Raw genomic sequence first — 12,398 nt, 5'->3', positions numbered from 1 at the left:
TCTACTTCCATTGAAATGAAGGTTTAGTATCCATATGCTCGGTTACCTATTCGATTACATCAGCTATACTCATATTCCCGCAAGCACCTGATACCACACGCCGCGTTTGGAGTACAACGTACTGCGTACCTCATCCCATCCACCCAGATAGTTGATATCAAATAATCCTTCAGGCGTTGGGAATGTGGACTCGGTCTGTGCAAATACATCCGGATCTACTGAACGAAAACCATGCTTGGCAAAAATACGCTGTGCTTCTGGTGTACGCAGATATGCGACAAAAGCTTCCGCCAATTCACGATTCCCATGTTTATCGGCATATTTATTCACCACAACTGCCGGGTTCTCAATCAGGATCGTATTTTTCGGAATGACGATGTCATAATCTACACCTTTAGCGATCCGGGCAAGCAATTCATTTTCATACGTGACGATTACATCACCGACACCATACTCGAATGCCGCCATCGAAGAACGCCCACTCTTGTCCAATGATTCAACGTTGCGATGTACCTGTTCGAGAAAAGCCTTGGCTGCGGCAGGATCTTTCTTCCCCTCTTGTTCCTCCGACAGTTTTAATCCAGCACCGTAAATGGCATTAATGTCCCATTGTGCGCCCCCGGATGTCTTTGGATTAGGGTAGAGTACCTTCACTCCCGGCTTGGTCAAATCCTGAAAATCATGAATTCCGAGCGGGTTGCCTGCTCTTGTACCCAGAACAACTATCGAACGGGTGATCATGCCCTCATTAGGGGTCTGTTTCCAATCGGAGCTAACCAGATCGGCTTTGACCAGCTTCTCGATATCACTCTCCATCGCGAGCAAGGCCACATCAGCCTCGAATCCACCAACGATGGCTCTGGCCTGTGTACCCGAAGCTTCATAGGATTCCTGGAAGTTAATCGTCTGTCCGGTCTTTGCCTTCCACTCCTCCTGGAACTTGGGCAGCAACTCGCCTACAGCGTCTTTTGCCACACTATAGGCACCAATCACCAGCGTATTGGATGAATCGGTACCAGATGGCTCTTTCTGTTCGCTTGACTCCTCCTGCTTGCTGCATCCAGCGGTCATGCAGACGAGCAGAAGCATGAGGGCAACATATAAAAGTATGAATTTCTTCTTCCTCGTCTGCATGGGCAGCCCCCTTCTTCCACTTGATCTAGATCATCACCGGCATCGGATCTTCCTTAAGTCGGTTCTCAACCACCCAACTGTTGGAGTCGTTGAACAGGTATGCACGGTGTACAAGGACGCGAATCTGTTGACCAATCTCCAATGTTGTTTTCTCCAGGGAACGATAGGTGATTAACTTGTGACCCTGTACGTCCACCTCTACCATCCATTCACTGCCGCGGAAATGAAGATGTTTGACTGTACCTTTTTCCGTTGCAGACAACATGGTGAACTCATTTTTCAAGCCGATCTCAATATACTCCGGTCGAATAAGCGCTTTGGTATGTTCACCCTCAACGGCATGTTCGAATCCTTTCAGCTGGGAAGCATCCTCCACAACTGTAGACTCCCCGATAAATGTAGCGACAAACGGTGTCTGCGGGTTTTTGTAGATATCCCAAGGTGTGCCCTTCTGTTCCAGACGACCCTGGCTGATAATCATAATTTCGTCCGCGACTTCAATTGCTTCATCCTGGTCATGCGTTACAAAGATCGAAGTGATTCCCACTCGCTCGATTAGCTCCCGTAACCATGAACGCAGTTCCTGACGGATCTTCGCATCAATAGCCGCGAACGGTTCATCCAGCAATAACAACTGCGGCTCCGGGGCGAGCGCTCTGGCAAAAGCCACACGCTGACGCTGCCCACCAGACAGCTGATGCGGATAGCGCTGTTCGAAACCTTTTAACCCAGTCAATTCAACCAGTTCCATAACCCTATCACGGATCTGGGCTTTTGGCGTCTTCTTAACCTTGAGTCCAAAGGCGATATTCTCAAATACCGTCATATGTTTGAACAAGGCATAGTTCTGGAATACAAATCCGATGCCCCGCTCCTGTGGAGGCAGATGGTTCACGACTTTTCCGTGAAAGCGAATCTCTCCGGAACCCGGATTCTCCAGACCCGCCAGCATCCGCAGAATGGACGTTTTCCCGCCTCCGCTGGGTCCAAGCAGACCGATCAGATGGCCTTTGGCAATATCGAATGAGACATCTTTTACCGCATGAAAATCACCGAAATGTTTGTTCAGATCACGGACTTCTACATGCATATCAATGCACTTCCTTTCGCTTCTTGGCCCATTCCATCATTAGCAGCAGCCCGACGGAGAAGGTGACCAGCACCAATGCCACACCATTTGCGGCAGCTACATTAAAATTCTCAACATCCTGATACACCAGGGTTGTTGCAGTCTGCGTTTTGTTCATAATATTACCGGATACAACCAGCACTGCACCGAATTCCCCAAGCGAGCGCGCAACCGTCAAGACTAGACCATACACTACCGCCCAGCGGATCGAAGGCCATGTCACACTCCAGAACGTTCTCCAGCCGTAGGCGCCAAGTGTAGATGCGGCCTCCTCTTGCTGAGAACCGAGTTCCTGCAGGACAGGCATAACCTCTCTGACCATCAGTGGAAAGGTAACAAATAACGTTGCGATCACCATACCCGGGAAGGCATAGACCACATTGAATCCAATCCCTTCAAAAAAAGCACCCATAATGCTGTTAGGTCCCAACATCAACACAATCATCAAACCGCCAATGACAGGAGATACGGCATAAGGCAGGTCTACAATGCTGTTCAGCAGCCCTTTTATCCGTTCACTCATCCATCCAGCACGAACCAGATACAGAGCCATCATGATGCCAAACAATGTATTTAACAGGGTGACCACCAGGACAACCAGTCCGGTCATCATCAAGGCATGTAACGCCTCAGGGCGCATTAACCCTTTCAGGAATCCACCTGCCCCGTCTTCAAATGCGCCAATAAAAATTCGTCCAAGCGGGATAATCAGCAGTACAATAAATACCGCAAACGTCAGTCCGATTAACAGTCGTCTCATCGTCTTCTCCCCCGCATCTGCACCAGATTGATCAGCCAGAGGATCAGGAAGGAGAGCGTCAGGAGCAACACGGATACAGCAGCAGCTCCCGTTGGATTATCACTTTCAATCTCCCCGTAGATAAATACGGAAGCGGTCAGTGTTCTTCCTGGAATGTTACCAGCCACCAGCACAACAGCCCCGAATTCAGCCAGTCCTCTGGAGAAAGCAAGCATCCCCCCACTGATCATGCCAGGTGCCATGGACGGCAGAATAACCTGCATGAACGTGCGAGCCTTGGATGCCCCCATTGTGTAAGAGGCCTCTTCCTCGGAAGGATCAATTTCTTCCAGCAAAGGCTGCACTGCACGGATAACAAACGGAAACGTGACAAAGGTCATCGCTATAATAATGGCGGGCTGATGAAACACAATCTCAAATCCCATGGATTCTGCCAGTTTCCCGATGGCACTGACCGGACCCAAAAGCAGCATAATCATCAAGCCACCCACCGCTGTTGGCAGTGCAAACGGGAGATCAACCAGACTATTTAGAAACGATCGGCCCACAAAGCGATACCTTGTCAAAACCCAGGCGATCATCGTGCCCAAAACCACATTAATCAGCGTGGCAATGACGGCCAGCCGAATGGTCAGCAGTACGGCTTTCCACGCGATGGGGTCCATAATGCTCTGAACAAAGTTGCTCCATCCTTCAGAGAAGGAATTGACGTACACACCGATGATTGGAAGTACAATAAGTACGATAAAATATAACAACACGGTACTGCGAAATCCCCAAGTCCATCCCTTATGACGAAGAACGGTATTCATTGCTGCGTTCCCTCCCAGCCTCCGGCTTTAACTCCGGTCGGCAGTCTTCCTGGCTTCAATACGACATTTTTCCTAAGTTGGATGATATTGCTTTAATATTATTCCCATTAGTCTACTTGGTTTTGCTTTTCTGATACTTTACCAGTTTGCAGTGCTAATCGTCAATGCTTTTATTGAATAAAATTGGGGCACATCCGAGATCAATTAATAAAATCACTTCAGGTTATTTCTGTCCTCTCCGATATGATGCGATTTGCTTTTTTCACCTTGCATATGTGGTTTGTTTGGTATGTAGTGGTTAAGGTACAATCGAGGGTAAGAACAGAGATGATAAGGAGTGATCTAACATGTTATATACGAAGAATATATCTACTTCCACACGAGATGAAATGAAGGATATCACATGGGACGTGAAGCAGGTTGTCCAGAGTAGCGGGGTGCAGAATGGGACGGTGCTCATCTACTGTCCACATACGACGGCCGGTATAGCCATCAATGAAAATGCAGACCCGGATGTGAAACACGATGTCTTGTTGCGCCTTGATGAAGTGTACCCTTGGGAGCATCCCGAGTATCGACATGCCGAAGGTAATACAGCCTCTCACCTCAAATCGATTACAACAGGGCCATCACAGACAGTGATTATTCACGAAGGCAGGCTGCTGCTTGGCCGCTGGCAAGGCATTTACTTTTGTGAATTCGATGGACCACGTGAGCGGGAATATTTCCTCAAAATTATGGAAGGTTAGTTGGGTCCAACAGGCCTACCACCAACTCATTCATTTTTGCAAACACAAACAGGCGGTCCACCCTCATTTCGGGTCGGAGCCGCCTGACTTGGTCTGCTGCGCATACTAACTTTCGCGAGACAACGTTATAAAGAATTAAAGTTATGACAAATCACCGCCCTGAAGTGTAGGGGTGCAACAACAGCGCCATTATTGGTCGCCAGGCTGCTGACCCAGATTGCGGCACAGCACTTTGACATGAGACAGCGCAGACGATTCAATCTCCACAAACGTTAAACGGTCCTGAATGTAATAAGAAATGAATCCGTGCATAGCCAAAAATAGCGTACGCGGTACCCTTTGAATATCCTCTTCCGTACAGTTCTCTTCATTCATATACTGCCTTATAATCGATGCAAACAATTCGAAGCAACGTCCCTGTTCGGTACGACAATAAGACAACAGTTCTTCGTCCCTGATCATAAACATGATTTCGTATTGGTATGGATTCTCCAGACCAAAGCGAATAAACTCCATCATAATGTGCTCTACCTTGCTCACATCATCACGAACCGGCCTGACCATAGCCTGCAGCAGCAAATGCCCCAGATGATTAAAATCTTCAACCACGATGGCATAGAACAGCTCTGCCTTTTCCTTAAAGTGATAATACAGCGACCCATGACTATAGCCCAGATGCTGGCCGATGCTTCGCATCGAAATGGCGCGGTATCCTTTGGTAATAAAAAGGTGCCTCGCCGCCTCCAGTATCCGCTCCCTCGACAACTCCTGTTCGACTGCTCTTCTAGCCATATATTTTATTCCCCTTCAATAAAATAAAGCCGCTGTCCCTCCGTGATCCGGGATTGCCCTTGCGTCAAATCCGTGATCCAGGCTATAAATGCCTCGGTTTCACTATCCGGCGGAAGACAAGTCAACGTAACCTTATCGGTGAATCCAGTTTCACCTGTACGGACTTCCCGGCTTCTTAACTCATTTTCCACTTTACCCAGCCACGTATAATCCAGTTCAACAAACACTTCACGATGCAGCACGTTGGTAATGGCTTCTCCGGCTTCAATGGCTGCTACAGCACCATCCGTATAAGCACGAATTAACCCACCGGCTCCAAGCATAATTCCCCCAAAGTATCGCGTAACTACAATTGCCACATTTTTTAATTTCTGATTTTTGATCACTTCAAGAATGGGTTTCCCTGCTGTTCCGCTGGGTTCCCCGTCATCGGATTGCTTCTGGATCTCATCCCGCTCCCCAATCATGTACGCAGAGCAGTTGTGAGTCGCATTCCAATGTTTTTTCTTGATCTCATCGATAAAAGCAACAGCTTCTTCCTCTGTCGTGACCGGCATAATATGACCGATAAATCGCGACTTCTTGATTACAATTTCCAGATTGCCCGGTCCTCGAACCGTGCGATAACGTTCAATCATCCTAAATCCAACTTTCTGATCTTTTCCTGAGTCCATTTTACAAGAAAGCAGTTCACCGCGCGAACGCGGACGAACTGCCCTGGTTATCTACATCCGGGAACCCTGCATCTTACACGAACAGTGATTCCCGGTTAGATTTACATTACCTTATTCAACTATATGAGCAGACCGAGGAATTATTCAGAAAGTCTCGCTTCGAGCGCTGCTTTCTCTTCTTCAAAGCCTGGTTTGCCCAGCAATGCGAACATATTTTTCTTGTAAGCTTCCACGCCTGGTTGGTCAAATGGATTGACGCCCAGCAGGTAGCCACTGATACCGCATGCTTTTTCAAAGAAGTATACCAGATATCCGAAAGAATATGGAGTCATATCTGGAATGTTCACAATCAGATTTGGTACTTGACCATCCGTATGTGCAAGCAGTGTTCCTTGGAACGCTTTTTTGTTAACAAAGTCCATAGTTTTGCCTTCAAGGAAGTTCAAACCATCCAGATCGTCCGGATCGGATTTGATTGAGATATGCTCAGCAACTTCAGTAACCTGGATAACAGTTTCGAAGATATTCCGGCTACCTTCCTGGATGAATTGACCCATGGAGTGCAAGTCTGTAGAGAAATCAACAGATGCTGGATAGATTCCTTTGTAGTCTTTACCTTCACTCTCTCCGAATAACTGTTTCCACCACTCGGACACGAAGTGCAGGGAAGGCTCATAGTTTACAAGAATCTCCGTGCCTTTACCTTTACGATACAATGCGTTACGAACTGCAGCATATTGATATGCTTCATTCTCAGCTACGTTCGGGTTGCTGTATTCTTTGGATGCATCAGCCGCACCTTGCATCATTTCTTCGATGCTGATACCCGCTGCTGCGATTGGCAGCAAACCTACAGCTGTCAGAACGGAGTAACGTCCACCAACATCATCAGGGATAATGAAAGATTCGTATCCTTCTGCATTTGCCAGTTCTTTCAGTGCACCGCGCGCTTTGTCTGTTGTAGCATAGATGCGTTTGCGAGCTTCTTCTTTACCATATTTCTCTTCCAGTGCTGCACGGAAGATACGGAATGCAATAGCCGGCTCAGTTGTTGTACCGGATTTGGAGATAACGTTGACGGAGAAATCTTTGCCTTCAACCAGGTCCAGCAAATGAGTTACATATGTGGAGCTGATATTGTTTCCTGCAAAATAGATTTCAGGCGTTTTGCGTTTGTCTTTTGGCAGATTGTTATAGAAAGAGTGAGTCAGCATTTCAATCGCTGCACGTGCACCCAGGTATGATCCACCGATACCGATAACGATCAGTACTTCGGAGTCGCTTTGGATTTTGGCAGCCGCTTTTTGAATGCGGGCAAATTCTTCTTTGTCATAAGCTGTTGGCAGGTCAATCCAGCCCAGATAATCGGAGCCTGTTCCTGTTCCGTTGTGAAGCTGCTCGTGAGCCAGACGAATCGGTTCTGCGAAATAATCCACTTCGTGCTGATTTACAAATTGCAATGCCGTGCTATAGTCAAATGTCACTTTTTTTGCCATGATCTCAAAAACCTCCTGATTTCGATTATATTGCGTGTTCAAACTTTGTAATCAAAAGCGGACTTTTTGAACAACCTCTTATATTATGTCCGTATTCCATTCTAAACAACTTGCCTTAAGGATACTTCAAATCCACGGGGCTGACAAGCTTGCAGCTCGAACTTTGTCGTTAGAATTCAAGAAGTAAAAAGGGTAAACCGAATCCGCAGGTTGCGGTTCTGCTTACCCTTCTTATGTTATTCCGCCGGGTACGAGCAGACGTAGTCAGTAACGCTGCGTATCTCCAGTTTAAATTTGGATTCGGCAGGCACGTGGAACGTAGCTTGACCTTGAATCTCTTGCCACTCTTCTTCTCCGGGAAGCAATACTTTCAGATCTCCGGACAGAATCTCCATAATTTCACGAGAATCCGTACCGAACTCATAACTGCCTGGAAGCATGATGCCCAGAGTCACTTTGCTGCCATCCCCCAAAATAACCGTTCTGCTGGTTACTTGACCATCATAATAAATGTTGGCCTCTTTCACTACACTGACTTGATCGAATTGTGACATGCGTACCCGCTCCCCTGAAGTTAATGAAAACAAAAGGCAAAACAGATCAGGGCGGTAAAGATTCACCGCCCATGTTCTGCGGAAATAACTTGCTGCCATGGATCAGGACAGCATGATGCCCTCCCAACCATAGCAGCGTTTATGAAGCTAAAGTGCGTGTTCAAAAAGTCAGGTTTTCAGTACCGAGAAGATGGGATGAAGCTAGAAATGGAGTAGCGGAGCGTAGGAGAAAACTACGTGAGCAACGGACATTTCGGCTGAATCCCATATTCGATGCTGATGATGCCGTGAGGCATCCTTCGTAATCAAAAGCAGACTTTTTGAACAACCTCTATTACAGCAATGCTTTTACGCGGCTAACCACGTTGTCCACTGTAAAGCCATACTCTTGGATAACACGGTCGCCAGGCGCGGAAGCACCAAATGTGCTGATTCCGAGAATGTCACCTTGATCTCCAACATATTTCTCCCAGCCCATTGGATAAGCCATTTCAATCGCAAGACGAGCTTTAACATCCGGAAGAAGAACGGACTCTCTGTAAGCTTTGTCTTGTTTCTCGAACAGATCCCAGCTTGGCATGCTGATTACGCGAACTTGGATGCCTTGTTCTGCAAGTGCTGCTTGAGCTTTAACAGCCAATTGCACTTCAGAACCTGTAGCGATGATTTGTGCTACCGCTTTGCCATCTTTTGCATCAGAGACAACATAAGCACCACGTTTCACGTTCTCACGTGAACCTTCAACGGTACCTTCGAGGATCGGCAGGTTTTGACGAGTGAGTACGAGTGCAACCGGGTTGCTCTTGTTCTCAAGCGCGTAAGCCCAAGCAGCCGAAGTTTCATTACCGTCAGCCGGACGAATAACCGTCAGGTTAGGAATGATACGCAGGGATGCCAATTGCTCGATCGGTTCGTGCGTAGGACCGTCTTCACCAACAGCGATACTGTCGTGAGTCAGAACATACGTTACAGGCAATCCCATCAGGGCAGCCAGACGAACAGCCGGACGCAGGTAATCGGTAAATACGAAGAACGTACCTCCGAATACTTTCACACCGCTGTGCAGTGCCATACCGTTCATTGCTCCAGCCATACCGAATTCACGGATACCGAAGTAGATGTTACGGCCGGAGTAATCTTCAGGTGTGAAGTTCTCCAGGTTGTTCAAGTGAGTCATTGTGGAGCTTTCCAAGTCAGCAGATCCACCTGTCAGTTGTGGCACGTTGTGCGCCAGACCGTTCAGAGCGTTACCGGATGCTACACGAGTGGAAAGAGCTTTGTCTGTTGCTGCATATTTAGGAAGATCACGGTCCCAACCTTCTGGAAGGTCGCCGTTAATCGCTGTTTCGAATTGAGCTGCCAGCTCAGGGAAAGCTTTTTTGTACTCGGCAAATTTCTCGTCCCACGCTTTGTTAGCAGAGATACCACGATCTTTCACTTGTGCAAAGTGATCGCGAACTTCAGCTGGTACGTGGAAGTTTTCTTCGTAAACCCATTTGTAATACTCTTTAGTCAATTTGGCTTCGTCTGCACCCAGTGGAGATCCGTGAGTACCGCCGTGGCCGCCTTTACCTTGTTTGTTCGGGCTACCATAACCGATAACCGTTTTAACTTCGATCAGTGTAGGACGCAGTGTATCTGCTTGACCTTCCTGAATTGCTTTTTCGATTGCAGGCAGATCGTTACCATCTTCAACGCGCAGCACTTGCCAGCCATAAGCTTCAAAACGCTTCGCGATGCTTTCGGAAGAAGACAGATCCAATTTACCATCCAACGTGATGTCATTGGAGTCGAACAACATGATCAATTTGCCCAAGTGCAAACGTCCAGCCAGGGAAGCTGATTCATGCGATACGCCTTCCATCAAGTCACCATCACCACAGATTGCGTAAGTATAGTGATCAACTACGTTGAATTTGTCTTTGTTGTATGTTGCGCCCAGTTGAGCTTCAGCCATCGCCATACCTACAGCCATTGCAATACCTTGACCCAGTGGGCCGGTAGTTGCATCAACACCTGCAGTATGTCCGAATTCCGGGTGACCCGGTGTTTTGCTTCCCCATTGACGGAACTGTTTCAGTTCTTCCATTGGAAGATCATATCCGCTCAGGTGCAGCAAGCTGTACAGCAACATGGAGCCATGTCCTGCAGACAGGACAAAACGGTCCCGGTTAACCCAAGTTGGGTGGTCCGGGTTATGAGTCATCGTTTTTGCAAAAAGTTGGTACCCCATTGGAGCGGAGCCCATAGGCATACCCGGATGTCCGGAATTTGCCTTCTCAATTGCATCAATCGCCAAAGTACGTACGGTAGTAATCGACAGGTTGTCGATCGTGCTGTTCTCGTCCTTTTGAATCGCTTCGTTCTTGTCAGTCATGGTTTGTCCTCCTCATGTCTTTAGATAAGTCGGGTGCGCAAGCGAATCCCTCTCATCATACAAGCAAACCGAATTTCACAATAAGTGAATCCGCTTGAGTGTTTCATTTTGACTTATTCACTTTTGTATTGTATCACTTGGCGTGAAGCTTTTCCATAACCTTCTTTGAGAAGTTCATGAAAAATCGATTGTTTGTGATGAATAATCCTTGGCCAATCAAGCAAAAATCGTACTTTAAAAGGTACTAAATTCCAAAAGCAGACTTAAGGAGCCTCACAAATCCATCGCATGAAGTATAACCTTTAACCTGAAAACCATGCATTTTTTAGATATTCATCCTCAATTCACATATAATGTTCCTGAATATGGATTCGAAAATTGGGCTATGGTTTACTTTTCAGATGTACATACGTCAATCATAGGAGGTTGCGATCATGCCAGATCCTGCGGCTCACCCATCAACATCGGTAAAACACTCATTACCCTGGATATCCGGTATTTTAACGGGGGTTCTCTCGGGAGTTATCCTGGGATTTTTCCTTAAAGTGATTCAGGCCAACACAGGTGAACAAGTATATACCCTGCTGCTGAATATTGATTTTGTACCTGGTCTTCCGCCAACCTTACCCGAATTCATTGAATTTGCTTTGCATCTCATCGTGTCCGTTGTCATCGGTATCTACTATCTGTGGTGGGTAAGGCATTCAGGCCGCCCTATGTTCAAAGGAATCTTGCTCGGTGCCGCTTCATCCCTGCTCTACATTCCACTCTCTCAATTGTCACCACGTGTCCCAGATCTGTACGATGTGGCAGCCATCCTCTACTGGATTGTAGGACATCTGCTGTTTGGTATTATGCTTGGCATGTGCGGAAAGTATATTATGAATGCAAAAAAAGCGACTCCCGCTTCGTAAACGAATTGGGGTCGCTTTGTTGTTAGTCTATTACGTGGTTCCGAATCAACCTTGCGCAGTATTAAAGCATAAGCTTAAAATACGACCGTTTTATTTTCGTGAACGAGAACACGGTCTTCGACATGCCATTTCACGGCACGTGCAAGCACAACACGCTCAATGGTACGTCCAATACGCTTCAGCTCGGTTACATCGTCCCCGTGGCTTACACGCTGCACATCCTGTTCAATAATCGGGCCGCCATCCAGTTCTTCCGTAACATAGTGCGCTGTCGCACCGATAATTTTGACACCACGGTTGTACGCCTGCGCATACGGTTTACCACCCACAAAGGCTGGCAGGAACGAATGGTGGATATTAATGATTCGATTACGGTAGTGCTCAATGAACATGGGAGAGATGATCTGCATGTAACGAGCCAGAATAATCACATCCACATCATTGCCAATGACGTCCAGTTGACGCTGTTCTGCTTCTTTCTTCGTATCTGCTGTAACCGGAATATGATGATATGGAATGCCAAATGATTCTACATAGTCCTTCATGTCCAGATGGTTGCTGACCACAAGCGCAATATCGGCATCCAGGTCGCCTGCCTGCCATTGCCACAACAATTCAACCAGACAATGATCTTCTTTGGATACAAAGATAGCCAGTTTCTTCTTGCGGCTAACCGCAGATAACGTCCATTCCATCTGAAAACGGCTTGCTACTTCTACAAAATCAGCTTCCAGTTTCGGTAAATTGACCAACAATTGCGGAAGATCAAACTCAATTCGCATAAAGAACATGCCGCCAGCAGGGTCCATGGTGTACTGGTCCGACTGAACAATGTTTGCACCATGCTGGTGCAAGAAGTGAGAGACGGCAGCTACAATTCCTGGACCATCTGGACAGGAAATAAGCATGCGCGCACGATCGGCGCGGTTTTTAGAATCAGGGCGTACTTGTTTAGCGTGGATCTCCATCGGGTTATTCTTCCTCCTTCAATTAAGCCATGACCTGCA

At 47.2% G+C, this 12,398-nt stretch carries 12 protein-coding genes; 2 read left to right on the top strand and 10 right to left on the bottom strand.

Going from position 1 to position 12,398, the window contains the following annotated elements; genetic code table 11:
• Positions 1-69 precede the first annotated feature (69 nt).
• Genes V6669_RS07335 through cysT form a run of 4 tightly spaced genes read right to left on the bottom strand, consistent with a single transcriptional unit; the run spans position 70 to position 3,835 of the window.
• Positions 70-1,134, bottom strand: coding sequence for a sulfate ABC transporter substrate-binding protein (locus tag V6669_RS07335; protein ID WP_338592286.1), 1,065 nt, complete (start codon positions 1,132-1,134; stop codon positions 70-72).
• Positions 1,135-1,159: 25 nt separating this feature from the next.
• Complete coding sequence (cysA, locus tag V6669_RS07330; protein WP_036610770.1) at positions 1,160-2,224, bottom strand: sulfate ABC transporter ATP-binding protein; 1,065 nt, start codon at positions 2,222-2,224, stop codon at positions 1,160-1,162.
• Between the two features lies 1 nt (position 2,225).
• Complete coding sequence (locus V6669_RS07325) at positions 2,226-3,023, bottom strand: sulfate ABC transporter permease subunit (RefSeq protein ID WP_047842044.1); 798 nt, start codon at positions 3,021-3,023, stop codon at positions 2,226-2,228.
• The gene (gene cysT, locus V6669_RS07320; RefSeq protein WP_338592277.1) at positions 3,020-3,835 is read right to left on the bottom strand and encodes a sulfate ABC transporter permease subunit CysT; all 816 of its coding nucleotides are present in this window, start codon (positions 3,833-3,835) and stop codon (positions 3,020-3,022) included. Before cysT ends, V6669_RS07325 begins: the two co-directional genes overlap by 4 nt.
• A gap of 347 nt (positions 3,836-4,182) precedes the next feature.
• On the opposite strand from cysT, the gene V6669_RS07315 reads away from it, so the two are divergent.
• Positions 4,183-4,584 carry a secondary thiamine-phosphate synthase enzyme YjbQ gene (locus V6669_RS07315; RefSeq protein ID WP_076327247.1) on the top strand — a complete coding sequence of 134 codons (402 nt, stop codon included), beginning with the start codon at positions 4,183-4,185 and terminating at the stop codon, positions 4,582-4,584.
• 189 nt (positions 4,585-4,773) lie between these two features.
• Here the strand turns inward: V6669_RS07315 and V6669_RS07310 are convergent, their stop codons facing one another.
• From V6669_RS07310 to tkt, 5 genes are all read right to left on the bottom strand, one after another.
• On the bottom strand, positions 4,774-5,376 hold the full coding sequence (locus V6669_RS07310) for a TetR/AcrR family transcriptional regulator (RefSeq protein ID WP_076209447.1): 603 nt from the start codon (positions 5,374-5,376) through the stop codon (positions 4,774-4,776).
• Between the two features lie 5 nt (positions 5,377-5,381).
• Positions 5,382-6,014 (bottom strand): YigZ family protein, encoded by a 633-nt coding sequence (locus V6669_RS07305; protein WP_036669098.1) that lies wholly within the window; start codon positions 6,012-6,014, stop codon positions 5,382-5,384.
• 176 nt (positions 6,015-6,190) lie between these two features.
• Entirely contained in the window at positions 6,191-7,546 is a 1,356-nt protein-coding gene (locus V6669_RS07300) for a glucose-6-phosphate isomerase (RefSeq protein WP_017689982.1), read from the bottom strand.
• A gap of 236 nt (positions 7,547-7,782) precedes the next feature.
• Complete coding sequence (locus V6669_RS07295) at positions 7,783-8,100, bottom strand: pyrimidine/purine nucleoside phosphorylase (protein WP_017689983.1); 318 nt, start codon at positions 8,098-8,100, stop codon at positions 7,783-7,785.
• A gap of 334 nt (positions 8,101-8,434) precedes the next feature.
• On the bottom strand, positions 8,435-10,477 hold the full coding sequence (gene tkt / locus V6669_RS07290; protein ID WP_264932011.1) for a transketolase: 2,043 nt from the start codon (positions 10,475-10,477) through the stop codon (positions 8,435-8,437).
• A 434-nt stretch (positions 10,478-10,911) separates the two neighbouring features.
• Between tkt and V6669_RS07285 the strand changes: the two genes are divergently transcribed.
• A complete protein-coding gene (locus V6669_RS07285; RefSeq protein WP_338592256.1) occupies positions 10,912-11,391 on the top strand; it encodes a hypothetical protein in 480 nt (159 codons plus the stop codon).
• Positions 11,392-11,465: 74 nt separating this feature from the next.
• Here the strand turns inward: V6669_RS07285 and purU are convergent, their stop codons facing one another.
• Positions 11,466-12,359 carry a formyltetrahydrofolate deformylase gene (gene purU, locus V6669_RS07280; RefSeq protein ID WP_338592254.1) on the bottom strand — a complete coding sequence of 298 codons (894 nt, stop codon included), beginning with the start codon at positions 12,357-12,359 and terminating at the stop codon, positions 11,466-11,468.
• Positions 12,360-12,398: the final 39 nt, after the last annotated feature.

The organism is Paenibacillus sp. Y5S-9 (genome assembly GCF_036894235.1).
Taxonomy (GTDB): Bacteria; Bacillota; Bacilli; order Paenibacillales; family Paenibacillaceae; genus Paenibacillus.
The sequence above is the reverse complement of the archived record's forward strand: the minus strand, read 5'-3'. Positions and strand labels throughout refer to the sequence as shown.